Genomic DNA, 25,533 nt, shown 5'->3' with positions numbered 1-25,533 from the left:
CCAGATAGATAGGAGTTAAACCATGAATCGGCTTATTTTTCTTGGCACGGGGGATGCGATGGGCGTTCCGCGTGTGTATTGTGATTGTCTCGTATGTACGGAGGCCCGCACGACAGGGGCAAATGTGAGGCTGAGGTCGTCTGTGCTGATCGAAAGCGAGACGGAGGACTTTATGATTGATTGCGGCCCGGACTGGCGCAAGCAGATGGAAATACGCGGGCTTCGCTTCATCGGTACGATCCTCGTGACGCACGCACATTTTGACCATATTGGAGGACTGCCGGAATGGGCAGATGCCTGTCGCTGGACCGGGAACAGAGGTCGTTTGTACGCTCCACAGGAGGTGATCGACACGATCCTGCGTCAATTTTCCTGGCTTCCGGGGCATATTGACCTTATCCCTGTCGATCAGGGGGCCTTGCTTGGAGGGTGGAATATCCGGGGGTGGCGTGTGAATCACGGGAAGAACGGTTATGCTTACGCTTATCGACTGGAAAAAGACGGCTTCTCGTGGGCCTACTGCTCGGATTCGATTGGGCTAAATGATGCGGAAATCCTGCCCCTGCACAATCTGGATTTGCTCGTGCTGGGAACGAGCTTTTATCATGAGAAGGCCGAATATGCAACCCGCTCGGTATATGACATGCTGGAGGCTCAGGAGCTTATAGGGAGACTCCAACCCAACCGCACGGTATTTACACATATGTCCCATGATGTGGATGTCACACGCAACTACGGGCTTCTGGAAGGGATCAGCCTGGCACAGACCGGCATGAGCCTGCCATTGGAATAATGCTGCCCCTTACATTGTCCGGCTGATACGGAGAAGGGTCGCGATGCCTTCTTTGATTTGCAGCTCGTTGGCATACGAATAGGATAATCTCACATGCGTTTTGCCTTCCTCGCCAATCGGATCGAATACATTACCTGGTACGAAGGTGACCGACTCCTGCACACATTTGGCGAGCAGTTCATTAGGTTTCAACGTAGAAGGCAACTGGAGCCACAGACTGAGGCCGCCTGCCGGGCTGGTCCAGGTCCAGCCGGAATCGCGGAGGCTGTCTTCCATCGTTTCCTTGCGGATTTGGAGCGCGATACATAGCTTTTTTATATGCTGCTGCATGCGTGGAGACTGAAAGTATTGCAGGAACAGCTTCTGATTCAGCAGTGGCGAACCGTTATCTACCAGCGCTTTGACGTTCAGCAGGCTGTTCATGAGCTGGGGTCGGCAGGTCACGGCTGCGATTCGCAGACCTGGCGCGACATATTTGCTATAGCTGCGAATGTAGACGACGCTTCCCGAAATATCATAGGCAAAAATAGGTGACGGCGGCTTTTGCCCAAAGCTGATGTCATAGGTGCTGTCGTCTTCGACAATAAGGCAACCATAGCGCTCGGCCAGCTCGGGCAGACGTTTGCGCTGTTCCTCGGGCACTGTGAAGCCGGTCGGATTATGAAACGTTGGATTGATATAGAACACACGCGGCTTTTCTGTTTTCATGCACCATTCAATCTGTTCCATATCATAGCCTTCCGGTCGGATATCGGTCATCGTCAGACGCGCGCCTTGTCTGCGGAATATTTCCATAGCAGGGCCATAGGCGGGACGTTCGGTCAACACGCGGTCTCCTGTCCGGATCAGAGAACGGGAAATCAGGTCGATGGCCTGCTGTGCGCCGGAGGTAATCAGCACCTCGTCCGGTGACAATGCAAAATGCTTATCGACGCTAAAATGCTGCGCCATTGCATCCCGAAGCTCGGCATCGCCCTGTACAGAGGAATAGGTGGCCGCTACTTTCGGGTGCTTTTCAAATACCTGCATCATCAGCTCTCTCCAATACCGGTTGGGCAGGAGAGACGGGTCAATCAGCGCTTTGGAAAACTGGAAATTCGCATTCACCGATTGAACGCGGCTAAGTCCATCCATTCCCCTCCAGGCTGAAACAGACGGATCATCTGCCGCATGGGCGGATTCGGAGTGAAACGTGAGATCAATGGACGAATGCCCCGAGTAGCCAGCATATTTCGCATGCTGGGTCGCTTGGGAAGCAAGAACGTAATATCCTGATTTGTCCTTTACATAGACCATTCCCCGTTGCTTCAACTCCTGATATGCCCGGAAAACGGTTAGCCGATGTACACCCAGCTCCTGAGCCAAGCTTCGTACGGACGGCAGCTTCTTGTCTGCTTGCCAATCCCCGCGATCAATCCGCACAGTCACATAATGGATGACCTGCTCATACAGCTTTAAGGCATGATCGGCTGGAAAGAGTAATTCGCTGTTGTTCTTGCCCACGCTGTCCACGCTCCTTTTGTGTGTATTTTACTATAAAACATTTCAAAACCGTATACAACTGTTCTGTGGTTACACATCTGTTCTGTCTATCTCCCTGTATGCTTGAAAGCAACTGAAGGGAGAGGGACGTATCATGATTGGTATCGCGTTTACGGTAATGTGTCTTATTTTTGGTACAACGTTTTTGGCTATAAAAGTGGGAGTAGAAGCAGGACTTCCGCCGTTTTTGTCGGCAGGCGTACGTTTTTTCGCAGCAGGGGCTATATTGTTTATCGCCATGAAGCTGATGGGAAAAGTTCGCTGGTCGTTATTATGGCGGAAGGAAATGGTACTCATTGGAGCTGGAACGACCTTCGGTACGTTTTCGGCCTTATATTGGGCAGAGCAATATGTCAGTTCGGGCATCGGAGCCATTTTATCAGCCACGGGACCGATGATGATCGTTATTTTGCAATCGGTGCTGCTGCGGCAAAAAACGTCACGGATTACGGTCATTGGCTGCATGATCAGCTTTCTTGGCGTGGTGCTGGTGGTGCTGCCCGGATTGGCGGTTCAGATCAGCGGCCTGTGGCTGGCAGGATGTCTTGTCATTTTGCTGGGGGAGCTGTGTTATTCCGGGGGCGCTCTTTATTCCAAGCGGGTGATGGATGTATTTCGGGAAACGAACCCGATTGCCCTGAATGCGGCGCAAATGCTCCATGGGGGATGGATGCTGCTGTTACTGTCTGCGATCACGGAGCCGTGGAGTTCTGAGGGGTGGCAGTACCTTCCTGCCATGGGCTCTTTATTGTATCTGATTCTGTTTGGTTCGATGATTGCACATACACTGTTTTACTGGCTCATGGAGCGTACAAATCCTCTTTTCCCGACGACGTGGTTGTATATTTCACCGCCGATTGCGGTGGGATTGGGAGCCTTGGTGTACGGAGAGCATGTAAGCTGGTGGATGCTGGCGGGGGTGCTGCTCATTGTGACCGGATTAATGCTTATGAACAATGGAATTATCCGTCTGGTGAACAGGCGAAAGGTGCGTTCTGCTGCCTGATATTTTGAATTTGTTAGGCATCATATGATATGACAGAAAAAACCTCCAAGCTATCGCGTGTTACTGAACATGCGACGTTTGGAGGTTTTGTTGTGTTGCTATTTCATTAGCACAAATTATTCAGCATTCAGCACGAATTTGTCGATGGCGTGCTTAACGCCGTCTTCGTTATTGCTGCTAGTGATGTAATCAGCCAGCTTTTTCAAATCAGGAATGGCATTCTCCATCGCTATGCCGAGACCCGCGCATTCGAGCATTTCGTGATCATTCCAGGAGTCGCCGATTGCAATCGTTTCGGACAGATCACAGCCGTAATGGTTAGCAAGGAACGTAAGAGCGTGACCCTTGGTGCCTTCATGATGCATGATTTCCAGAAAATGAGGCTTGGATTTGGTAATATGCACTTCATCACCAAGCAGCTCGCGCAGTTCTGGAATCAATTTGTCCAGCACTTCCGGCTCGTCAATAATCAGCATTTTAGGCGTAGGAAGTTCTACCAATTTGCTGAATACAGGCTCTACAAAATATTCCGTATTGTTTAGCGCGGTGTAATCTTTGATTTTCTGATTATCTTCACGTGTGTACAATTTATCATCTATATACGTTTGCAGATGCAGATTGCGTTCCGCGCAGAATTCATACAGGCGACGTGCGGCCACAAGTGGAACATAACGCTCATACAACACGTTTTCGTCCAGCAGGTTTTTAATCAAGGCACCTTGGTACGTAATAATCGGTACGTTCAAGCCAGTTTGGCGGGCGAGTTGTTTGGCAGATGCATAAGCACGTCCAGTTGCAAGTGTAACCACGACACCTTTGGCTACAGCGGCTTCAAGCGCCAGTTGCGTTGCAGGAGTAACTTCTTTCTGGTCGTTAATGAGTGTATCATCAATATCAATGGCAATTAATTTATACATATCGGTATTCTCTCCTTTTATCTCTATCATGGGGCAATGTTCAAATTGTATCTTATAATATTCAAAATGACAATATCACAATGAAAAGGGGACGACTCCCTTAAGAGCCTGTCCCCTTATAACCACTGAAGAATTAGATTGAATCAATGGGGAAAAGTGGCTGTTAGTCTTCCAAAAATACGAGTCCTACAAAATCGTCCAGCTCAATATTTCCGAAATAATGCTTCAAATCAAGAGAGGACAAGGCTTGACGAACCTCATTTTCATCGTAGCGTTTGCCGCGCAGAATATTTTCAATATCAGCGACGTCACCCACACCGAAGAAATCGCCGTAGATTTTAATATCACGGATGTGGCCTTCCTTGAGATCCATGCGGATATCAATAATGCCGACCGGAAATTTACGTGTGTGCTTGATATTGCTTTCAGGGGATTGACCGTAGTTCCAGTCCCACGATTGGTAGCGTTCAGCAGAAATTTCATGGATTTTGTCCCAGTCGGCATCGGTTAGCTTATATTGGGGTACCTGATCCAGCTCTGCATCGAATATGTAACGCAGCAGCTCCTCGCGGAATTGCTCAATGGTCATCTCACGGTCCATCAGCTCGCTGATGTTAGCGACGCGGCTACGGACAGATTTAGTACTTTTGGATTTAAACTTTTCGGGATTGGCATGCAGTGATGCGGCCACATTGTCCAGGTTCAGGTTAAACATCAATGTACCGTGGCTGAACATGCGTCCGCGCGTGGCAAATTGGGCGTTCCCTGAAATTTTGCGCTCACCAACCTGAAGATCGTTGCGTCCGGTCATTTCGGCTTCCACACCCATTTGGCGCAGGGCGTCAATGACAGGCTGTGTGAATTTGAGGAAATTATGAAAGGACTCCCCGTTATCCTTGGTAATGAAGCTGAAATTTAAATTACCGAGGTCATGATATACAGCCCCGCCGCCAGACAGGCGACGAACGACTTGAATGTTGTTATCTCTGACAAACTCGGCGTTGATTTCTTCAATGGTATTTTGATGCTTGCCTATAATAATAGAAGGCTGATTAATGTAAAACAGCAGATAGCTGTCGTCCAGCGGAAGATGCTTGAGCGCGTACTCCTCAATGGCAAGATTAATGGCTGGATCGTGTATGCCCTGGTTGTCGATGAACAGCATGTCCATTCCTCCGTATATATAAACTGTGTAGTTTTATGTGTACCTCCTTCTATTGTAACCCAAGTGAGCGATGTACACAAAAGCTCATTTGCATTGACGGGACGCGAAAAGCAGCCCCATAATGGAGCTAAATGATTCGGAACGGCCGGAAAGGATGATAAGCAATGATAGAGGTTTACGGTCACGGCGGGGACAGGGAGACGGCTGCGGCGACATTCGGCGGGGCGGCTGCGGATTTTGTGGATTTTAGCGCGAACATTAATCCGCTGGGTCCGCCACCGGAGGTGCTTGAGGTGCTGCAAAGCGCGTTGGACACTGTGGTTCGCTATCCAGACCCCGGACACCGGAATTTTAAAAATATGCTGGCGCGGCGACTTCATGTTCCACCAGAGTCGCTGAGTATCGGAAACGGTGCGGCTGAGAGCATGGCGTTGCTGTTACTGGGACTGGCTCCCAAGCGTGTGGGCACGGTGGAGCCGTGCTTTTCGGAATATGCCGAGCTGGCAGGCAAATTTGGAGCCGAGGTAAGCAGGGTGTACGGCAAGGCCTCGCTTCAATGGAAGGCGGACGTGAAAGACATAATCCAGCTCATGGAGCAGGTGGATGTTCTGTTTCTCGGTCAGCCGAATAATCCGAACGGTGTGCAATACGGCGATCAGGAGCTGCGCGAGCTGGCAGAGACGGCGGGGAAAACGGACACCGTGCTGGTGGTGGATGAAGCGTTTATTGATTTTATCCCGCAGGAGCGGCAAATTTCACTATTGCCTGTGCTGGATCGGTATCCCCATGTGATTTTGATCCGGTCGATGACGAAATTTTATGCGATTCCGGGCTTGCGCTTGGGCTATGCGATTGCTCATCCGGACTACATCCGGCGAATGACGGCCAAGCAGGTGACCTGGAGCGTGAACGGACTGGCGTTGCTGGCCGGAGAGGCGTGTTTGCGGAGCGGTGAGGCGTACGAGCGCCGCACGCAGGAGCTGATTGCTACGGAGCGTAGCCGTCTGCTGACCGCTTTGGCGGAATGGGGTTGCGGTGTCATCCCCGGTGAAGCGAATTACGTGCTGGCACGGGCGCCGGGGACGTGGAGCGCATCGGCCATTCAACAGGCGCTTGGACAGCGCGGGATTCTTATACGTAGTTGTGCCATGTACCCGGGGCTAACGACGAGCCATTTTCGAATTGCAGTCAAGGACACGGAAGCCAACGGCATGCTACTGTCTGTATTGGGTGAAGTGCTGGAGGAGGAACGGCGGCGTGACAGTTAGCTTGATCATGATGGCTGCATATCTTCTGGACAGGCTGATCGGCGATCCGAGGTGGTTGCCACATCCGGTCATCGGCATGGGACATGCCATTTCTGCCTTGGAAAAGGCGATTCGCCGCCGGGTTCACAGTGACCGTGGTTTGAAACGCGCTGGCTTGCTGCTGCCACTGATTGTGGTGGGCAGCTCCTTCGCGCTTGGCTGGACGTTACTGCGCTTGCTTGCCTGGATTCATCCGTGGCTGTCTGTCGGCGCGGAAATAGTGCTGATCGCCACCACGATTGCTTCCAAAGGACTAAAGGACGCCGGACTGGCAGTGTATCGCGAATTAAAGGCGGGTGATCTGCCTGCGGCACGCCGGGAGCTGGGAATGATCGTCGGGCGGGATACGCAGCAGCTCGATGAGTCTGAGATTGTGCGCGGTACCGTCGAAACGGTGGCTGAAAACATCGTGGACGCGATTATTTCCCCGCTTTTTTATGCTCTGATTGGGGGAGCACCATTAGCGCTGGCTTATCGTGCCGTGAATACCCTCGATTCCATGGTTGGCTACAAAAATGAAAAGTATCTGCATTTGGGCTGGGCCTCGGCACGTCTGGATGATGTCGCTAATTACATTCCGGCACGCCTGACAGCGGGTATGCTGGTAGTAACAGCGTGGGTTTATGGGCATGATGCTGGACGTAGCTGGCGTATGGTAAGGCGAGATGCGCGGCTGCATCCCAGTCCAAACAGCGGCTTTCCGGAATCAGCAGTTGCGGGTGCACTGGGGATTCGCCTCGGAGGCTATAATGTATATCATAGCGTGCGCTCCTTTCGCGCATATATGGGAGAGCTGGTGCGACCGATGGAGCCGGATGATATCCGGCATACGATCCGGCTGATGTTTGCCGTGTCCAGCATGTTTGCGGGATTGTGTCTGTTCGTGTCCGCCGGATGCTATGCACTGGGGTGGATACAGTGAAGCGTGACACACCGAATGCTGCCAATAGAGCAGGAAGCGATATGACCTTGAAGCATTATTTTACAGAACATCAGCAGTGGGACTTGGAACTTGTGCTGGTGCGGCACGGCACAACCTTATGGAACAGGGAACGTCGATACCTGGGGCACTCCGATCTGGGATTGCTACCGGGAGCAGAGCAAGAATTAGAGCCTTTGCGGGAAAAATTACAGAGGCATTCCTTTGCCCGAATCTATTGCAGTGACTTGATACGTTGTCGTCAGACCTTGCAGATCATTTTGCCGAAATCGGAACTGGGACCAGAGCTTGGAGAGGGAACCCCCTTCGAATTGAAACCGGAATCACGGTTGGAGCTGACATCCAAATGGGAGTCTGAACGTTTCCTATCTAATAGTTCCGCTAGGTCTGCCATCATGGAACCACGTCTGAGAGAGCTTCATTTTGGGGAATGGGATGGAAAAACGTATGATATGCTCAAGGATGTGGCGTTGTATCGAGCGTGGATTGATGAGCCGCAGCGAATTACGCCGCCGGGGGGAGAGCCTTGGGCAGACTTTGTGAACCGCCTCGATGAATTCCTAGACTCTTTGTATGAGTGGCGTAAAATGATGGATGTTCAGAAAACAGGCATGCCTGATGCCCCACCTTCTGTTCTGGTCGTCACGCATGGTGGAGTGATTCGTCAGTTGGCTTGTATGCTGGTACCGGGTCATGATTTTTGGAGTCTGAATCCGAAGCCAGGAGCGGCAATTACGATTCGGTTGAGGCTGGGAGAACGACACCAGTGGATAGGAGAGGTGTTTTCTTTTTAGGTCAGATAGGGGCAGGTGAACAGGCGGTTTGGGTTGTAAGCCAGTCTTTTTTAACCTATAATCATCAAGTAAAAGAACGGCTTGACCAACACTACATCAAATATCCAGCAGACGAGGTCGGTGCAGCGGGATGAAACCCTCGGGTTCTTTCCGGTGCGCTGTTAAAAGGGAAGCCGGTGTGAATCCGGCGCGGTCCCGCCACTGTAAATGGAAAAATGCCAGCCCGCTCTGCTTTATGTGCCACAAAGCATATAAAGCAGCAGTAGGCTGTCGCATGTTTCTGTAAGTCAGGATACCTGCCCGTCCGCCTGTCACCATAGTCCTTCGAGGAAAGGATGACGTGTTCGCAGTGACTGTCCATGCGGAAGAAACTGCCGCCTGCGTACGATCTGCGCTAACGTGACCCCTGTGTCCTTATCTGAGGATGCAGGGGTTTTTTGAAAGGAAAAGAAGGCTGGATTTAGCAGATATCGGATGATGTTCAAGTGACGCTCTTAAAAGAATTTATATGGAGGGGTGTAAATCATGGCAGGGAATAGAATAAAGGTCTGGACTACAGGCTTATTGGCTCTGGTCTTGGCGGTTGTGCTGAGTGCATGTGGAGCTAACGGAAAGAACGCTGAAAATAAAGGGGATCAAGCCTCACAGCAACCGGGACAGACGGCAACCGCTCAGGAGCCTCCGGGCAAAACGGTCTACCCGCTGACCATTAAGGATGCGACCGGACAGGAATTTACGTTCAAAAAAGCGCCGGACAAAATCGTTTCCGTCTCCCCGGCTGAAACCGAGGCGCTGTTCGCCATCGGACTGGATAAGGAAATTGTCGGCGTATCCGACTATTCGGATTACCCGGAAGCGGCTAAAAAGAAGCCCAAAGTGGGCGGTATTATGAAGCCGAATGAAGAGGCGATCATTGCTGCGAATCCGGAAGTCGTTTTTGCAGGGATATCACTCAGTGAGCAGGCGACAACCAAGCTGCGTGACATGGGAATTATGATTTTTAAAACGGAGCCGAAAACGGTTGAAGATGTCATGGCTAACATCGAACTATATGGGAAAATTACCGATCATCAGAAAGAAGCGAGAGCGGTAACCGACAAGATGAGAGCAGATGTTGCGGAAGTGAAAGACGGTGTTAAAAATATCGGCAAAGGGCAGAAGCTGAGAGTATACGTCGAATTTTCACCCGGCTGGACGGTTGGCAAGGGAGAGTTTATGGATGAGCTGATTTCTTTGGCGGGCGGGGAAAATGTCGCTGCAACCCAAAAGGGCTGGTACCAGATCAGTGAGGAAAATATTATAGCGGCGAATCCGGACGTAATATTATACAGCAAAAATGTCAAGGACGACAAAACAGGCCAGACGCTCGGCGATATTATCAAAGCCCGTAGTGGATGGGATCAAATATCGGCTGTTCGTCAAAACCGGGTGTTTGCCGTGGATGATAATCTGATCAGTCGTCCGGGTCCGCGTGTAACGGAAGGTCTCAAGGAAGTGGCCAAGGGCGTGTATCCTGAAATTTTCAAATGAGTCGTAGACTGATCGGCTTTGGAGGGGCAGGTCTTGCCTTATTGCTGCTGACGCTGTTGCTCTGTCTCGGCATCGGCTCGGCCAAGCTTCCCGTCAGCCAGATCACGGGTATTCTGGTCAACCATCTGCCGTGGTTAGGTGAGACGTTTACACCGGATTGGAATCCATCCACAGAGCAGATTATTTTGAAGATCAGACTGCCGCGTGTCTTACTGGGAATGCTGGTAGGCGCAGCGCTTGCGCTGGCGGGAGCCGGATTTCAAGGTGTGCTGCGCAATCCGCTGGCTGATCCGTACACGCTGGGGGTATCCTCGGGTGCTTCGGTAGGGGCAGCAGTGCTGATTTATTGGGGGCTTCAATTTTCGTTTGTAGGCGTATGGACACTGCCGCTGGTGGCATTTACGACCGGAATGCTGACGTTGTGGATGGTGCTGACGTTGGCGCGGGAAGGGGGAAAAATTCCGACGCAAAGCCTTATTTTATCGGGCGTGGTGATGCAATCTTTTCTGGGTGCGGTTGTTTCTTTTCTGACAGCCATGTCGAAGGAGACGGTCAACGAAATATTGTACTGGACAATGGGGAGCCTTAGTCTGCGCGGCTGGTCGTATACAGGCATCCTTTTGCCTTATGTGGTCATTGGGCTGGTGTTTCTGTGGAACCGGGCACGAGTGCTGAACATTCTGGCTTTGGGTGAACGTCAGGCAGCTCATATGGGGGTTAATGTAGATGCAACGAAGCTATCCGTTCTGATCATATCCACGCTGCTGACGGCTGCGGCTGTCTCGGTATGCGGAGTGATTGGCTTTGTGGGACTCGTTGTACCGCATATCATCCGTTTGGTGACGGGCCCCGACTATCGGATGATCGTTCCGTTATCCGCGCTGGGCGGGGCTATTTTCATGGCTTGGGCCGATACTGCGGCACGTACGCTACTGGCTCCGACCGAAATTCCACTTGGTGTTATGACCGCCTTTGTCGGTGCACCGTTCTTCGCATATCTCCTGTACCGGAACAAGAAGCTGCGCAGGGGGGGATTGCTGTGAAGGAACCAAGTGGACCACAGGCATCGCGAGTCCGAGCGTTGGAGATTGCCAGTCTGACTCGTGATTTTGGGGAATTCCATGCGTTAAAAAATATAAGCTGGAGCGTGGATGAAGGAGATTGGTGGGGCATCATCGGCCCGAACGGGAGTGGAAAGTCGACGTTGCTGCATCTGCTTTCCGGTGTGGATCACGCGACTTCGGGAAACGTTCTTGTATATGGTAAAAAGGTCAGTAGCTATGGCAGAAAAGAGCTTTCCCGTCTTGTAGCTGTGCTCCAACAGGAGGGGCTCCCCCCGGTGGGTTACACGGTAAGGGAAGTCGTGGAAATGGGACGCTTTCCCCATCAGGACTGGTTTGGTAGAGAAAAGGTGGATAAGGAAAAAGGGATTGACCCGGGAATCATTACGGATCGTGTGCTGGAGAGGCTGGATCTTACCAACTTGGCGGACAGGTCGTTAGACCGTTTGAGCGGGGGACAGCGGCAGCGCGTGGCTTTGGCGAAGGTGATGGTGCAGGAGCCACAGATTTTGCTGCTGGATGAGCCTACAACCTATCTGGATCTGCGCTATCAGCTTGAATTTATGGAGCTGCTGGCGGAATGGCGGCGGGAAACGGGCGTGACGATTATCTCTGTCCTGCATGATCTCAATTTGACTGCCCAGTTTTGTGATGACTTGCTTGTGCTCAAGGACGGAATGGTTGAGGGGTTAGGAGCTTCATCAGAGCTGTTAACAGAGGAGCGGATTCGCCATGTATATGGTGTTGAGCCTGTAATGTTGCCTCATCCGGATAGTGGTGTGCCGCAGCTTTTACTGCGAAGAAGTGCACGGGATGCAACTGGTCGGGGCGAACGACTGGAGTAATTTGAGTAAAGTATTGAAGAAACAGAATTTATGATGAGATCGCTAAACACATATAGGGAGCAGGGAGTGGAGGGCATGAACGGAAAATTACAGCAGTTGATCGCCAGCATTGCACAGCCGGACGGGGCGGCAGCCTTGGCGGCCTCGGAGCATTTGGACCAATTAACGAAGCCACCGGGGAGTCTTGGAAAGCTGGAAAGTCTGGCTATACAGTTGGCAGGCATTACGGGGGTGGACAAGCCTGAGTTTAACCGCAAAACGGTTATAGTCATGGCAGCGGATCATGGTGTATGTGAAGAGGGGGTCAGCGCCTTCCCGGCAGAGGTTACACAGCAAATGCTGTATAACATGCTGTCCGGCGGCGCGGCCATTAATGTGCTTGCACGTCATGCAGGTGCAGATGTCAAGGTGGTAGACGTGGGTGTGAATGCAGATGTCGCTCACGCGGATTTGGTGAACCGTAAGGTGCGTATGGGGACCGCGAACATGGCGAAGGGGCCGGCGATGCTGCGTACGGAAGCCGAGCAAGCGATTTTGGCTGGAGCTGAAGCAGTGGCGGAAGCAGTCAAAGACGGCACACGATTATTCGTAACCGGAGAGCTGGGCATTGGAAATACGACGGCCAGCGCTGCGGTCGTATGTGCTCTTACCGGGCTGGAGCCAGAAATGATCGTCGGCCGGGGCACGGGTGTGGATTCGGCTGGGCTGACCCGTAAAATAGCGGTCGTCTGCCGCGCATTGGACGTGAACCAGCCTGACGGAAACGACGCCCTTGACGTACTGACCAAGGTCGGCGGCCTGGAGATTGCCGCATTAGCAGGCGTCATCCTCGGCGCAGCCGCTCATCGCTGTCCAGTCGTGCTGGACGGCTTTATCTCCGGCGCAGCTGCGCTCGCTGCGCGTACACTTGCGCCTGCAAGCGCAGCGTACATGCTCGCTTCGCACGCCTCGGACGAGCGCGGGCACGCGGCGGTGCTCCGCGAGCTTAAGCTGGAGCCGATGCTTCATCTGGACATGCGGCTCGGGGAGGGCACAGGTGGTGCGCTTAGCCTGCACCTGATTGATGCGGCGTGCCGCATTATGCGCGAAATGGCGACCTTTGCCGATGCAGGCGTATCGGACGGTCAGGGAGCCGCGCAGCGATGAAGGCGCTCGTGACCGGCGGTGCACGCAGCGGTAAAAGCGGCTTTGCCGAGCGATTGTGCATGTCGCGCGCCCCGCGCGCCTGCTACATTGCAACGGCGCAAGCCTATGACGTAGAGATGAAGGAGCGTATCGCCCTTCATCGGCTCCAGCGCGAGTCTGCCGGGTATGACTGGCAGACGCTGGAGGAAGCGCAGGCGCTGCCGGAGCTGCTGCGACGCCTGGGCAGCGGCGTAGAGCCACGGCTGGCTGCGCAAGGCAGCAATCCTGCCGACCTGCATGTCAGCCAGGTACCGCAGCCATCGCCTGCACCCATGGTGCTGGTCGATTGCCTGACCCTCTGGCTGTCGAACGTGCTGTTGGCCGCAGATGAGGACGGCGAAGCTGCGGCCCGAGCCGCCATGGATGATCTGGCGACAGCCGTGGAGCAGTATCCGGGGCCGCTCGTCATCGTGACCAATGAGGTCGGTGACGGCATTGTACCCGAGTATCCGCTTGGACGGCTGTATCGGGATTTAAGCGGGATGATGAATCAGCGGATCGCCCGCCTTTGTGATGAGGTATTTCTGGTGACGGCTGGCATTCCCGTAGAACTAAAACAGTTGGAATACAAGCTATGAGCGGCGAACGTCAGGCGATTGCGGCTGCTTTTCAATTTTTGTCCCGTCTTCCAGTTAAGGCAGAGCTGGATTTTTCGCCAGAGTTGCTGAAACGTAGTGCAAGCTATTATCCGTTGGTAGGGATGGTCATCGGCCTCATCGTATGGTGCTTTGCAGCGCTTGCCTCTCTGGTATTGCCACCGTTGCCATGTGCAGTTCTTACTCTTGCCGTTTGGGTGTGGCTCACGGGCGGGCTGCACCTGGACGGCTGGATGGATGCGGCTGATGCTTTGTTCAGCTACCGTTCCCGTGAACGGATGCTGGAGATTATGAAGGATAGCCGTGTAGGAGCGATGGGCGTCATTGCTTGTGTGTTGTTGCTTATGCTTAAGGCTTCTTTGCTGTATACGGTGCTGGCTGAACGGGATCTGTCCGGTTTATTGCTGCTTCCGATGGTTTGGAGCCGCTGGTTTATGGTAAGCGCGATGAAGCGCTGGCCGAAAGCTCGTAATGATGATGGACTGGCGGCGCGTTTTGCTGATATGAGTAGCAGACGTGCCGGATTGGCTGTGTTTTGGGCTGTACTCATCACGTTGGGTGCCGCAGCAGGGCAATGTATCATTGCCGGATGGTTCACAGGAACAGGCGGCATGGACATGGACAATACATCTTTTACAGCGTATGGGCAGTCAATCTTTTCCCATCCGGGCGAATTAGCCATTTGGACAGGCTTTTTGCTGCTGCCGCTGCTGGCCAATGGTGTTGGAAGCTTCACAGCAAGCCGTATTAACCGCCGTTTGGGTGGACTGACAGGGGATATTTACGGAGCCCTGAACGAATTGTTGGAGACTGTTCTATTGCTGTTTATTGTGATTTTGTGCGGACTGTAAGCAGATTTTTAAATGAATTGGTAAAAGGGGAAGAGGCAATTGTCAACTTTCGAACCGTCCCGCAGGAATCCCGCAGCAGTGCTTATGCTTCAGGGCACAGCATCGGATGTGGGCAAAAGCGTGGTGACCACTGCACTGTGCCGTATATTCACGCAGGATGGCTATCGTCCCGCACCGTTCAAGTCACAAAATATGGCGCTAAATTCTTATGTCACCGAGGACGGCAAAGAAATTGGACGCGCTCAGGGTGTGCAGGCAGAAGCCTGCGGTATTGAAGCAACGACCGACATGAACCCAATTTTGATCAAGCCGGTCAAGGATATGCATTCACAAATTGTTGTTCACGGTGTACCTTATGCATATATGAGTGCTTCCGATTACCGAAAGGAATTTTTGCCGCAAGCCAAGCAGACGGTCATGGACGCGCTGAATCGGCTGCGTGATACCTATGACATTGTGCTTATGGAAGGGGCAGGCAGCCCGGCAGAGATTAATTTAAAGGACCGCGATATTGTAAATATGAATCTTGCGGGCTGGGCGGACGCTCCAGTGCTGCTTATTTCGGATATCGACCGGGGCGGTGTTTTCGCTTCTCTGGTAGGAACGATTGAGCTGCTGGAGCCGCATGAGGTGCAGCGTATCCGTGGATTTGTCATTAACAAGTTCAGAGGGGATCTGTCCCTGCTTCAGCCGGGACTGGACTGGCTGGAGGAACGAACCGGTATTCCTGTACTCGGCGTGCTGCCCTATCTACCGGATATCCGCATTGAGGCAGAGGATTCTGTGGTGCTGGACAAGAAGCCTAAGCTGTCTGCAAAGGATAAAGCGCTGGACATTGCGGTCATTCGCTATCCGCGTATTTCCAATTTTACAGACACGGATGCTTTGGCCGCAGAGCCGGATGTGAGTGTACGTTATGTCACGGAGGCCGGAGAACTAGGTGTACCTGACGCTATTATTTTACCGGGGACGAAGGACACGATTGGCGATCTGCTTGAATTGCGAACAAGAGGTCTGGAGCAGGACATTCGGGAGGCTATGACTACGGGACGCACGCAGTTAGTTGGCATTTGTGGAGGTTATCAGATGCTCGGCACAGCCTTGTTTGATCCCGAAGCGGTCGAATCTGGGTTGTCGCAGCAGGCAGAAGGGTTAGGTTGGCTGGCTCTATCCACGACCTTTTTAAAGGAAAAGCAAACGGTACGCGTACAGGGAACCTTGTCTAATCACTGCCCATTGTTGCTAATTGCGCCCGATTCGGATTCTGCTCCCGCGACGATGATTGAAGGCTATGAGATACATATGGGCGTTACGGAATGTGTTACGGAACCACACGCGCCTACAGATAGTGCCGAGGAAATGAACCCAATGCACACATTATTCCATATTCGTCGCGGCGAGGGAACCACCTTTGAGGAGGGTTGGGGAACAGCGGATGGTAAAGTATGGGGTACCTATTTGCATGGGGTGTTTGATAATGATCGTTTTCGTCGTTCCTGGTTGGATGGATTGAGACAAGCCAAGGGTTTGGCAGCGACGGACAGCACCTTTACCGTACGTGAAGCCAAGGAACGTGAGTTTGACCGTGTTGCAGAGGTGGTACGGGCCCATTTGGACATGGACCGAATCTACCGCATTATGGGGATGGACTCTTAACCTTTATAGATGATCGTATAAAATACGCTTTTAAAAATAAAGAGGTATCTCCACAGCCGTGATCGTGGCCGAGAGATACCTCTTTCCTTGTAGTTCATCTTAGTTGATTTTGAATTTTTGTACGGCTTTTTGCAGTTCGGTCGCTTGCTTGCTTAATTGCCGTACGACCTCGCTGTGGCCTTCCATTTCATTCAGTTGCTCATCGGCATTAAAACCGATTTCCTGAATCATATGCTGGGCATTGGCAGCGATGAGAGCTGTCTCCTCCACGGATGCCGATACCTGCTCTGAGCTGGCGGATACCTGCTCTGTTGCTGCGGATACCGTCTGAATCGTTGCATTGATCGTTTGCATGAGCTGGCTTAGCTGATTAAAGGCTGTACTCGCTTGCTGCACCATTTCCGTTCCCGAATGAATTTCACGGCTGACCCGGGTCACAGAGTCAACGGACTGTTGCGATACTTCCTGAATGGTTACCAGATAATCGGAAATTTGCTGTGTCGCTTCTTTTGACTGCTCGGCTAGCTTGCGAACCTCTCCGGCTACAACGGCGAAGCCGCGTCCATGTTCACCTGCACGAGCAGCCTCAATGGAGGCATTCAGGGACAACATTTGAATCTGTTTTGTAATGTCAAAAATAGCCGAAACGATGCTTCCGATGGCCTCGGAGCGCTCATTCATACTATGGATGTATCGAAGCGACTCATCGGCAGCCTGTCCTACCTGCGACATTTGGGCTACGGCATTTTGAGCGAGCGTATTACCATTCACTGTTTCTTCGGTTGCTTCACTGATCTGATCGGATACATCATTGGCAGAGGAGGCAATATGCTGGACGCCTTGTGCGATTTCCTCCATAGCCTGTGCATTTTCAGCAGCAGCAGAAGCTATGCTGGTACTGCCCTTTGCCACTTCCTCTGCGGCAACAGTAGAGTCCTGTACTTTTCCCCCCATCGCTTCAGTCCGGCGAAGCAGCTCGTCCGAGCCTTTTACAACTGCACCGGATGTGGAAAGCACATGGCCGATCATTTCTTTCAGATTATGGGACATGGATTGGAAGCTGCGGGCAAGTTGTGCAATTTCGTTGTTACCGATAACCTTCGGTTCTTGTGACAGGTCACCTTGAGCAATTTTTTCACTATGACGAACCAGTTCTGCAATGGGCTCTACAACCTTGCGCACGACAATGGTAGAAATAATTCCACCCAGCAGGAGCGTTGCAATTGTAATACCTATGCAAATCCATAAAATTTGTTGGAATTTGTCCTGCACAAAGCCAACGTCCTCGTTCACACCCAGGACCAGGTTACTGCCCGATATGGCAAAGAAGGCGGTTTTGTGTACTCCGTATGAATCGCTGTAAATATCGCTAACATTCATCTCGCCTTGTTTTGCTTTTTTGATATCCTCCACAGGAACCAGTGCATCCTTGACCTTATATAACGATTTTTCATTTCGTGCGATAACCTCGGCCTTACCATCTTTCACCACTGCGATATATGCTGATTCAAGCTTAAGAGTGTTAACCTTATCCTGAAGATAAGATTCCATCTGCATACCAGACCCGGAATCCGAACCATTTCCTTGCTGTGCCTGAACTGCCAAAGAAATATTAAGATCCTGATACACACTCTTGGCCCCGGTTTCCAGCATTTGATCCACCTGAGGAATGACACTGTTATTAATGATACTCATGGATACTGCATAAAAACTGACACTGAACAGAAGGGACGCGAAGAGTAGAATCAATAAAATCATAATCCGTAATCTTGCGCCAATGGAACGGTTAAAACGCTGCATGAAAAATCTCCTCCCACATGATGATGACAAGTTGGTATTAAAAAGAAAATATACAGATTTCCCTGCTTGAAGTAGGTCGCTTGTCCAATTTGACATTAGACAAGTCATGATCTACTTATTTTCCTTTTCTGCTTGAAGAAAAAACTGAAAATGTTCGGATTCTATGTATATTTCAGCTGTATTCAAGGGGCAAGAACAAGAAAGGGAAGTAATCCATGAATTACTAAAAAGTAGGTTAGACCTATTTTACATAATTAACAGGCGGTTGAATAGTCATATTTGCCCAAAAACAAACAAAAAATATATATCTATGGTCTTGGGTGTTTAGGTGGAGTGATTATATGGAGCACGAAAATAAATATCTCATCCCTTCTTTTAAAACTATTGTAAAAAAGAAGTAATGAAAGTAGTATAAGGAATGTCACCTTCCATGTACTTCCTGTAAGCAGTTATATATAAGTACGAATGTGGCCTTCAATATACATAAAAAAGGGGAAAAGGCTTTTATGAATCAGGATTTACTTTCCAAAGAAATGAGTTCGCAGACTGGAGGAGAAGACAAACAGGAGCCCACTTCCGGTAGCGATAAAACGGTCACAAAGGGAAATCCGATAAGTCGACTGTTTGATTTTATTTCGGGCGTATTTACTTCAATCCTGCCGGCACTGATCGGGGCGGGAATCATTCAGGTGATAGCTTCTGTCTTGTTGTATCTGGATATTGATTCTAATTTTAAAATTTTTACAATTATAGTGTACATTAGCGGAATAGTATTTTATCTTTTACCCTTTATGGTGGCAGTAAGCGCAGCCAAAAAGCTTGGCAGCAACATATTTATTGCAGCAGTCATCGGGGGATGCTCGTTTTTTCCCAGCCTTACGGAAGTGCTGAAGTCCGCTAAAGAGATCAGCTCGACCAGTTTACCAGTGGCGGAGCCCCAGTATATTTCTTCCTTTATACTGATCCTTATTGCCGTTTGGCTTGCAGCGAAGATTGAGCAAGGATTGGGCAAATTAAATCGCTATTCCATTCAGCTACTGGTTGCCCCAACGTTGACACTCATCATTATCATGCCTTTATTGCTGTTTGTTTTTGGTCCTCTGTGGACTGCCCTGACTCATACATTGTCAGAAGAATTTTCTTCATTGTTCTTCTTCAATTCGGAAGTATTAGCGGGTCTGCTGTATGGAGGCACTATACCTTTGCTTCATTTTTCGGGCATGCAATATATGCTGGTGAACGATATGCTGGAATCCGTTGCTGCGACGGGCTATGATTATATTGCTCCTGTCATGGTGTCGGCGGTTATGGCTCAAGCGGGAGCGGCGTTCGGCGTATGTATTAAATCCAAAAATTCCAAAGTCAAGGCGCTGGCCGCAACCACAGGCTTGTTAGCCATGCTGGGAATCATTGAACCGGCCATGTATGGTGTTAATTTACGTTTCAAAAAACCGTTTCTTGCTGCGCTGATCGGCGGGGCCATAGGTGGGGCATTTGTATGCCTGTTTGAAACGGCAATTACTTCTCTCGTGAGCTTATTCGGATTAATGACTTTACCGCTGTTTAGTGACTCCACGCTTGTGTACGCCGTTTTTGGGATGGTCATTTCGTTTGTTACGGCTGGTATAATTACGTATTTCATGGGCTTTGCGGATGAACAAGAGGAACACTCCAAAGGAGCAACTGCATCTGGCATCAGCACAGCTTCGGACTTGGTTGTGGAAAAGAGTGCAAACAGCTAGGTGACTTCGAATAAACCGTCGCAGGACGTGTCATTCCACACATTGGGCGAACATGTTTTCTAACTTCAAAATCGGACACGCGGCAGCACCATCATGCTGATTAACGTCAGTGATTTGGTGTTGCCGCTCGCCCAGGTACCTTATGAAAGTGTTTACAAAAAAATCTTGTCAGCTCAGTGCTAATATGATACTATGATGACAGTTATTCAAAACTGCACATTCGGATTGTTACTGATCATATCAGGCAAAACCATAAGCAGGCACTAAGTGTCAGTTTTGGTATTGCCTTTTTTTACTACTCCAAGCGGCCTAAGGTGATGGAATGAAGATAGCAAAGGTGCTGAATAATAATGTCGTAACGGTCATTGATGAGCAGCAGAAAGAATTAGTCATTATGGGAAGAGGCATTGCTTTTAAAAAAAGCACAGGCGATGAGATTGATGAAGGGCATATTGAGAAAATCTTTAAGCTTGAAAGCACCGAGGTTTCCCGCAAACTGATGACCCTGATGTCTGATATCCCTATTGAATATGTTGAAATTTCTGATGAGATCATTCAATATGCCAAAACGATACTCGGTGTGGAATTGCATGACAGCATCTACATTTCGCTGACGGATCATATCCATTTTGCCATAGAGCGTTATCGTTTGGGGATGGATATAAAAAACGCCCTTTTCTGGGAAATCAAACGAATGTACCGCAAGGAATTTTCGATTGGGACCAAAGCACTGCATATGATTCAGGACAAGCTGGGAGTTACGCTTCCGGATGATGAAGGAGCCTTCATCGCCCTGCATCTGGTGAATGCTCAGCTCAACAGCGAAATGCGCGAAACGATAACCCTGACTAACATCGTCAAGGATATCATGAACATTGTGAGTCGCTTTTTCGTAATGGAGCTGGATGAAGAGTCGTTAAGCTACTACCGCTTTATTACACATCTCAAATTTTTTGCTCAACGGGTAATGAATGGGACCCCTGTACAAAATGCAGATAATTCCCTTCATGATATGGTTAAGGTGCAGTACAAGAATGCCTACGCCTGTGCTGAAAAAATAAGAGATTATACGACTAAAATCTATGGTCGGAGCTTATCCCAGGATGAGATGCTATATCTCACCATTCATATCGAGCGTATCATTAAAAATCAATGATTTCATGGATGATCAGGGATTTAGGATTGCTACTTCTAAACCAGAAGGCAAAACCTGAATGCTGAAAGAAGATTGGCTTTTTATAAAGCTGTCTGCTTTCTGTATTCAGGTTTTTTTATTGTCAATTTACACATTTTATATCTTAAAAGAAAAGAGGAAACCCTCATGGATCGAAATCAATTATCCAAAGAGATACTTAAACTGGTTGGTGGTGAAGAAAACGTTGAGCAGGTAGTTCACTGCATGACCCGCTTGCGCTTCAATCTTCATGATAATAAGAAAGCTGAGAAAGAGCAGTTGAAAAAAACGGATGGCGTCATGGGAGTGATGGAGAGTGGCGGCCAGTTTCAGGTTATTATCGGTGATGATGTAGCTAACGTGTACAAATCGTTGGTTAGCAACATGTCCAAGGCGCCGCAAAGTGAGACAGGCGCAAGCAATGCATCCAAGAAAAAACAAAACCCGATCAGCAGTCTGTTTGATTTTATCGCGGGTATGTTTACACCTATTTTGCCGGCGATCACCGGTGCAGGTATGATCAAAGGGATCATTGCTCTATTGGTGGCAATGAACTGGATGTCCGATAAGAGCCAATCCTATACGATTTTAGCGGCAATAGGAGACGGAGCATTCTATTTCCTGCCGATTATTCTGGCTGTGAGTGCTGCTAGAAAACTGGGAAGTAACATGTTTATCGCGGCTGCGATAGGTGCCTCTATTTTGCATCCGACGATTACGGCATTGCTGGCATCCAATGTGAAGGTTAGCTTTATCGGTCTTCCGGTGACGGCGGCAACCTATGCATCGACTGTTATTCCCATCGTCATCGCCATCTGGCTGGCGGCCCATGTTGAAAAATTCATTGATAAGTATACACATGCATCATTGAAGCTGATTGTCGTTCCAACACTGACTTTGTTGATTGTTGTGCCTGCAACGTTGATTGCAGTAGGTCCGCTGGGCGCCATTATTGGTAATGGCCTGTCGGGTGGTATTTCTTGGTTGTTTGAAAATACAGGTCCGCTTGCAGGTCTGGTACTCGGTGGTACCTTCTCCCTGATCATCATGACAGGTATGCACTATGCGTTGATTCCTATCATGATTGGTTCTATCGCCACGCTGGGCTATGACTACATGATTCCGATTATGGCAGCAGCTAACTTGGCTCAGGCTGGCGCTACAATGGGTGTATTCTTGAAATCCAAAAATGCCAAAATCAAAACGTTGGCTTTCTCCACAAGCTTGACAGCTATTATGGGTGTAACCGAGCCTGCAATGTATGGGGTAAACATGCGGTTTAAAAAACCATTTATCGCAGCGTTGATCGGAGGTGCCGTTGGCGGAGGATTCATGGGCTTGTTTGGCACAAAAGCTTATGTTATGGGTGGACTGGCTGGCTTGCCTGGCTTGGCAATGTTTATCGGACCAACTTTCTTGTACGCAATTCTTGGTATCATTATCGCATTTGCGGCTGCTACAGTGGCAACCTATTTGATCGGTTTTGAAGATGTGAAGGAAGAAGAAGCTTCATCAACAGGTGCTGCTGGAGACATCTCTACTGAGGAAGTAGCACCATCTCCTGTGGCCTCACTGCCAAAAGGTGAGAAAATCCCGGTATACAGCCCGATTATGGGTGAGGTTAAGCCGCTCAGTGAAGTCAATGACCCTGCTTTTTCTCAGGAAATCATGGGTAGAGGATGGGCTATTGAGCCATCTGAAGGTCGCGTTGTTTCTCCAGTTGAAGGTACCGTATTCTCCATTGCCAAAAGTGGACATGCCGTAGGTTTGGTGAGTGATTCCGGGCTTGAAATGCTCATACACGTTGGGATGGATACGGTTAAGCTGAAAGGCCTTCATTTTACTCCTCATGTGAAAGCAGGGGATCGAGTGAAGGTAGGCGATCTCATGCTGGAGTTTGATCTGGCGGAAATTCGCAAGGCTGGTTACGAAACAATTACACCTGTTATTGTTACGAACGTAGCTCAGTTTAGTGAGCTGGAGCCTGCTGGAAATGAGCATAAAGTGGTTAAGGAACAGGAGCTTTTTTATACAGTAATCGTCTAACGACAACAAAAGAATTTACGTATAATCTAACATCAATCGTTGGATTAACAAAAGGCAAGTCTTCGAAACAGGAAGACTTGCCTTTTTGCGTTTTCAATGTAATTCCCCAAAGCTATACTGGCTTCAACCCATTTATTAAAACAAAACCTACAAAAATAGTTGGCATTGTGATATAGTAATCAACGGATTGAAGGGTCACTTTATAAAATATAACAAGTTTGGAGGAAATGATATATGGATACCTTCTTTATCATTTTGAACGTAGTAGTGCTGCTTTTGCTGCTCGGCGTGTTAGTCTGGATGCAGAAGAAGCATATTTCTTTTACGAAAAGGGTGTTTGCCGGACTGGGCTTCGGTCTAATCTACGGGGCTATTCTCCAGTACGCCTATGGCTCGGGCTCGGAGGTCATTACGAAATCGGTTGACTGGTTCAACCTGGCAGGTAATGGTTATGTTCGTTTGCTGCAAATGGTAGTTATTCCGCTCATCATGGTGTCGATTATTTCAGCCATTATGAATTTGAAGGGACGACAGAATCTTGGCAAAATAAGTGTGTCCATCATTGCTGTACTGCTGATTACAACCGCTATTGCCGCTTCGGTTAGTATTATGACCAGCTTGTCGTTCGATCTTAAAGCGATTGAGATTCAAAGTGGGGAAAAAGAACAAGCACAGGGCTTGAAGATGGAGGAGCGTCTTGGAACAGTTCAGGATATGACGATTCCACAGCAGGTGCTGGAATTTATTCCATCCAATCCTTTTGAGGATATGACGGGAGCTCGTCGTACTTCGACGCTGGCAGTAGTGATTTTCTCGGCTTTTATCGGGGTGGCCGTGCTTGGACTGGATCGTAAAAAGCCAGAGCAGGCGCAAACCTTCCGTAAGGTAATTGATGCTGTGTACGCTGTAGTGATGCGGATTGTGACGCTGGTACTGAGGTTGACGCCTTACGGCATTTTGGCGCTGATTACTAAAGTTGTAGCCACGACGAATCCGGATGAAATCTTGAAGCTGATCAAGTTTGTGCTCGCTTCTTATGTGGCTTTGTTGGTCATGTTCGTCATTCATCTTATTTTGCTGGCTCTGTTCGGCTATAACCCGGTAACGTATGTGAAAAAAGTATTGCCTACGCTGGTTTTTGCCTTTACATCCCGTTCCAGTGCTGCAACGATTCCGTTGAATGTTGAAACGCAAACGAAAAAGCTTGGTGTGTCGGACGGTATCGCGAATTTGTCTGCCACCTTGGGAGCGACCATTGGACAAAACGGCTGTGCAGGCATTTATCCGGCCATGCTGGCGGTCATGATTGCGCCAACCGTGGGCATAGATCCGACGAGCTGGGATTTTATCCTCACGCTTATTCTGGTCGTTACGGTCAGCTCCTTCGGCGTAGCAGGTGTAGGTGGCGGTGCTACCTTCGCTTCTCTGATCGTGCTGTCGACCATGAACTTGCCCGTAGCTTTGGCAGGATTGCTCATTTCGGTTGAGCCGCTGATTGATATGGGACGCACAGCGCTGAATGTCAATGATTCCATTACAGCAGGACTCATTTCAGGCAAGGTGCTCAAGGAGAATGATCAGGACATGTTCAACGACCACGGCATGGATTTGGATGCGGCGACACGCTCCTGATTGGGATGATAGAAACTCTCCATGTAGTCTAGGGGCTGGTTTTAGAGGGAGAAGTATCTGCGTGCATATTAATACTCAGAGTCGGCCATAAGGTCGGCTCTTTGTGTTGTTTTATTGATTTAAGTTATTACTGTTCACGAATCGTAATCTGTGATACATTAAAATAATGTTTTTCTGGCTTGCTTCGGAAGAACCGCGGTTCGCAACCATCCCGCGCTATCAAAACTAGGAGGCTTTCATGTTTAATTTGCTATGGGGGGCAGCTTTTGTCCTCGTCAATTTTATGTTCTTTTTGTTATGTTATCGTTTATTCGGTAAAAAAGGGTTGTACGCCTGGATTGGTGTGGCTACCGTGCTTGCCAATATTCAGGTAACCAAAACCATCGATCTGCTCGGTATTACGACGACATTGGGAAATACAATGTATGTCTCTATGTACATGGCCAGCGATTTGCTGAATGAGAAATATGGGCCTAAAGAGGCGCGTAAAGCTGTGTGGTTCGGTTTTTTCACCTTAATTATGACGACGCTAACGATGCAGATGGCGCTGGTGTTTCAGCCTAATGCAACCGATTTTGCCCAGGCGCCGATGCAGCAATTATTCGGACTATTACCCAGACTTGCGCTTGCCAGCCTGATGGCCTATGCGGTTAGCCAATTGCTGGACGTTCGTCTATACTCGTGGATTCGCAAGTTTTTCCCGGAACGTCACCAGCTCTGGATTCGCGGCAATGGCAGTACGATGATTAGCTCGTTTATGGATACGCTCATTTTTTGCAGCATCGCCTTTTACGGCTATGAATGGGGAATATGGCTGGAGCTACTGTTCACCACCTATATCTTAAAATTTGTACTAACCGCGGCGGGTACACCGATATTGTACATCGCACGCAACTTCCGCTTTGCAGAAGAGGAGGGGCAGACGCTCAAGCCGTAATTTGGCTTGGGGTT

At 49.7% G+C, this 25,533-nt stretch carries 21 protein-coding genes and 1 riboswitch; of the genes, 17 read left to right on the top strand and 4 right to left on the bottom strand.

What is annotated here, in order from left to right:
• The first annotated feature begins 22 nt into the window (after positions 1 to 22).
• Complete coding sequence (locus tag E0698_RS11050; protein WP_192511575.1) at positions 23 to 793, top strand: MBL fold metallo-hydrolase; 771 nt, start codon at positions 23 to 25, stop codon at positions 791 to 793.
• A 9-nt stretch (positions 794 to 802) separates the two neighbouring features.
• Here the strand turns inward: E0698_RS11050 and E0698_RS11045 are convergent, their stop codons facing one another.
• Complete coding sequence (locus E0698_RS11045) at positions 803 to 2,296, bottom strand: aminotransferase class I/II-fold pyridoxal phosphate-dependent enzyme (protein ID WP_192511574.1); 1,494 nt, start codon at positions 2,294 to 2,296, stop codon at positions 803 to 805.
• A gap of 133 nt (positions 2,297 to 2,429) precedes the next feature.
• Between E0698_RS11045 and E0698_RS11040 the strand changes: the two genes are divergently transcribed.
• Entirely contained in the window at positions 2,430 to 3,341 is a 912-nt protein-coding gene (locus E0698_RS11040; RefSeq protein ID WP_192511573.1) for a DMT family transporter, read from the top strand.
• A gap of 116 nt (positions 3,342 to 3,457) precedes the next feature.
• On the opposite strand, the gene E0698_RS11035 is transcribed toward E0698_RS11040, so the two are convergent.
• Positions 3,458 to 4,258: a Cof-type HAD-IIB family hydrolase gene (locus E0698_RS11035; RefSeq protein WP_192511572.1), complete on the bottom strand. Its 801-nt coding sequence runs from the start codon at positions 4,256 to 4,258 to the stop codon at positions 3,458 to 3,460.
• A 163-nt stretch (positions 4,259 to 4,421) separates the two neighbouring features.
• Positions 4,422 to 5,423, bottom strand: coding sequence for a lipoate--protein ligase (locus E0698_RS11030; RefSeq protein WP_192511571.1), 1,002 nt, complete (start codon positions 5,421 to 5,423; stop codon positions 4,422 to 4,424).
• 164 nt (positions 5,424 to 5,587) lie between these two features.
• On the opposite strand from E0698_RS11030, the gene cobD reads away from it, so the two are divergent.
• The 10 genes from cobD (at position 5,588) to E0698_RS10980 (ending at position 16,188) form a co-directional block, all read left to right on the top strand.
• A complete protein-coding gene (gene cobD, locus E0698_RS11025) occupies positions 5,588 to 6,691 on the top strand; it encodes a threonine-phosphate decarboxylase CobD (protein WP_192511570.1) in 1,104 nt (367 codons plus the stop codon).
• Positions 6,681 to 7,652 (top strand): adenosylcobinamide-phosphate synthase CbiB, encoded by a 972-nt coding sequence (gene cbiB, locus E0698_RS11020; protein WP_192511569.1) that lies wholly within the window; start codon positions 6,681 to 6,683, stop codon positions 7,650 to 7,652. The genes cobD and cbiB overlap by 11 nt, the downstream gene beginning before the upstream one ends.
• Positions 7,653 to 7,693: 41 nt before the next feature.
• Positions 7,694 to 8,464, top strand: a complete 771-nt coding sequence (locus E0698_RS11015) for a histidine phosphatase family protein (RefSeq protein ID WP_192511589.1) — start codon at positions 7,694 to 7,696, stop codon at positions 8,462 to 8,464.
• Between the two features lie 124 nt (positions 8,465 to 8,588).
• A riboswitch (cobalamin riboswitch) is annotated at positions 8,589 to 8,782 on the top strand.
• A 207-nt stretch (positions 8,783 to 8,989) separates the two neighbouring features.
• Positions 8,990 to 9,994, top strand: coding sequence for an ABC transporter substrate-binding protein (locus tag E0698_RS11010; protein WP_192511568.1), 1,005 nt, complete (start codon positions 8,990 to 8,992; stop codon positions 9,992 to 9,994).
• Entirely contained in the window at positions 9,991 to 11,037 is a 1,047-nt protein-coding gene (locus E0698_RS11005; RefSeq protein WP_192511567.1) for a FecCD family ABC transporter permease, read from the top strand. Before E0698_RS11010 ends, E0698_RS11005 begins: the two co-directional genes overlap by 4 nt.
• Positions 11,034 to 11,900, top strand: coding sequence for an ATP-binding cassette domain-containing protein (locus tag E0698_RS11000; RefSeq protein WP_192511566.1), 867 nt, complete (start codon positions 11,034 to 11,036; stop codon positions 11,898 to 11,900). Before E0698_RS11005 ends, E0698_RS11000 begins: the two co-directional genes overlap by 4 nt.
• A gap of 75 nt (positions 11,901 to 11,975) precedes the next feature.
• Positions 11,976 to 13,046 (top strand): nicotinate-nucleotide--dimethylbenzimidazole phosphoribosyltransferase, encoded by a 1,071-nt coding sequence (gene cobT, locus E0698_RS10995; protein ID WP_192511565.1) that lies wholly within the window; start codon positions 11,976 to 11,978, stop codon positions 13,044 to 13,046.
• Positions 13,043 to 13,663 carry a bifunctional adenosylcobinamide kinase/adenosylcobinamide-phosphate guanylyltransferase gene (locus E0698_RS10990; RefSeq protein ID WP_192511564.1) on the top strand — a complete coding sequence of 207 codons (621 nt, stop codon included), beginning with the start codon at positions 13,043 to 13,045 and terminating at the stop codon, positions 13,661 to 13,663. Before cobT ends, E0698_RS10990 begins: the two co-directional genes overlap by 4 nt.
• Complete coding sequence (cobS, locus tag E0698_RS10985; RefSeq protein ID WP_192511563.1) at positions 13,660 to 14,532, top strand: adenosylcobinamide-GDP ribazoletransferase; 873 nt, start codon at positions 13,660 to 13,662, stop codon at positions 14,530 to 14,532. The genes E0698_RS10990 and cobS overlap by 4 nt, the downstream gene beginning before the upstream one ends.
• Positions 14,533 to 14,571: 39 nt before the next feature.
• Positions 14,572 to 16,188, top strand: coding sequence for a cobyric acid synthase (locus E0698_RS10980; RefSeq protein ID WP_192511562.1), 1,617 nt, complete (start codon positions 14,572 to 14,574; stop codon positions 16,186 to 16,188).
• Positions 16,189 to 16,287: 99 nt separating this feature from the next.
• On the opposite strand, the gene E0698_RS10975 is transcribed toward E0698_RS10980, so the two are convergent.
• A complete protein-coding gene (locus E0698_RS10975; RefSeq protein ID WP_192511561.1) occupies positions 16,288 to 17,988 on the bottom strand; it encodes a methyl-accepting chemotaxis protein in 1,701 nt (566 codons plus the stop codon).
• 506 nt (positions 17,989 to 18,494) lie between these two features.
• Here E0698_RS10975 and E0698_RS10970 point away from each other — a divergent pair.
• The 5 genes from E0698_RS10970 (at position 18,495) to E0698_RS10950 (ending at position 25,519) form a co-directional block, all read left to right on the top strand.
• Positions 18,495 to 19,730, top strand: a complete 1,236-nt coding sequence (locus E0698_RS10970) for a PTS transporter subunit EIIC (RefSeq protein ID WP_192511560.1) — start codon at positions 18,495 to 18,497, stop codon at positions 19,728 to 19,730.
• A 322-nt stretch (positions 19,731 to 20,052) separates the two neighbouring features.
• Positions 20,053 to 20,886: a BglG family transcription antiterminator LicT gene (gene licT, locus E0698_RS10965; protein WP_192511559.1), complete on the top strand. Its 834-nt coding sequence runs from the start codon at positions 20,053 to 20,055 to the stop codon at positions 20,884 to 20,886.
• Positions 20,887 to 21,051: 165 nt separating this feature from the next.
• Entirely contained in the window at positions 21,052 to 22,950 is a 1,899-nt protein-coding gene (locus E0698_RS10960) for a beta-glucoside-specific PTS transporter subunit IIABC (RefSeq protein ID WP_192511558.1), read from the top strand.
• A 234-nt stretch (positions 22,951 to 23,184) separates the two neighbouring features.
• Complete coding sequence (locus E0698_RS10955) at positions 23,185 to 24,582, top strand: L-cystine transporter (protein WP_192511557.1); 1,398 nt, start codon at positions 23,185 to 23,187, stop codon at positions 24,580 to 24,582.
• A 238-nt stretch (positions 24,583 to 24,820) separates the two neighbouring features.
• The gene (locus tag E0698_RS10950) at positions 24,821 to 25,519 is read left to right on the top strand and encodes a queuosine precursor transporter (RefSeq protein WP_192511556.1); all 699 of its coding nucleotides are present in this window, start codon (positions 24,821 to 24,823) and stop codon (positions 25,517 to 25,519) included.
• The last annotated feature ends 14 nt before the right edge of the window (positions 25,520 to 25,533 follow it).

Origin of the sequence: Paenibacillus sp. 23TSA30-6, from assembly GCF_014858585.1 — a bacterium.
GTDB lineage: Bacteria > Bacillota > Bacilli > Paenibacillales > Paenibacillaceae > Paenibacillus.
Note: the sequence above shows the minus strand (reverse complement) of the source record. Positions and strands in the feature narration are given on the sequence as shown.

Coding starts and splice junctions, on each gene's coding strand:
- E0698_RS11050 (WP_192511575.1), top strand. CDS start 23: ATGAATCGGCTTATTTTTCTTGGCACGGGGGATGCGATGGGCGTTCCG.
- E0698_RS11040 (WP_192511573.1), top strand. CDS start 2,430: ATGATTGGTATCGCGTTTACGGTAATGTGTCTTATTTTTGGTACAACG.
- E0698_RS11035 (WP_192511572.1), bottom strand. CDS start 4,258: ATGTATAAATTAATTGCCATTGATATTGATGATACACTCATTAACGAC.
- E0698_RS11030 (WP_192511571.1), bottom strand. CDS start 5,423: ATGCTGTTCATCGACAACCAGGGCATACACGATCCAGCCATTAATCTT.
- cobD (WP_192511570.1), top strand. CDS start 5,588: ATGATAGAGGTTTACGGTCACGGCGGGGACAGGGAGACGGCTGCGGCG.
- E0698_RS11015 (WP_192511589.1), top strand. CDS start 7,694: ATGACCTTGAAGCATTATTTTACAGAACATCAGCAGTGGGACTTGGAA.
- E0698_RS11010 (WP_192511568.1), top strand. CDS start 8,990: ATGGCAGGGAATAGAATAAAGGTCTGGACTACAGGCTTATTGGCTCTG.
- E0698_RS11005 (WP_192511567.1), top strand. CDS start 9,991: ATGAGTCGTAGACTGATCGGCTTTGGAGGGGCAGGTCTTGCCTTATTG.
- cobT (WP_192511565.1), top strand. CDS start 11,976: ATGAACGGAAAATTACAGCAGTTGATCGCCAGCATTGCACAGCCGGAC.
- E0698_RS10990 (WP_192511564.1), top strand. CDS start 13,043: ATGAAGGCGCTCGTGACCGGCGGTGCACGCAGCGGTAAAAGCGGCTTT.
- cobS (WP_192511563.1), top strand. CDS start 13,660: ATGAGCGGCGAACGTCAGGCGATTGCGGCTGCTTTTCAATTTTTGTCC.
- E0698_RS10975 (WP_192511561.1), bottom strand. CDS start 17,988: ATGCAGCGTTTTAACCGTTCCATTGGCGCAAGATTACGGATTATGATT.
- E0698_RS10970 (WP_192511560.1), top strand. CDS start 18,495: ATGAATCAGGATTTACTTTCCAAAGAAATGAGTTCGCAGACTGGAGGA.
- licT (WP_192511559.1), top strand. CDS start 20,053: ATGAAGATAGCAAAGGTGCTGAATAATAATGTCGTAACGGTCATTGAT.
- E0698_RS10960 (WP_192511558.1), top strand. CDS start 21,052: ATGGATCGAAATCAATTATCCAAAGAGATACTTAAACTGGTTGGTGGT.
- E0698_RS10955 (WP_192511557.1), top strand. CDS start 23,185: ATGGATACCTTCTTTATCATTTTGAACGTAGTAGTGCTGCTTTTGCTG.
- E0698_RS10950 (WP_192511556.1), top strand. CDS start 24,821: ATGTTTAATTTGCTATGGGGGGCAGCTTTTGTCCTCGTCAATTTTATG.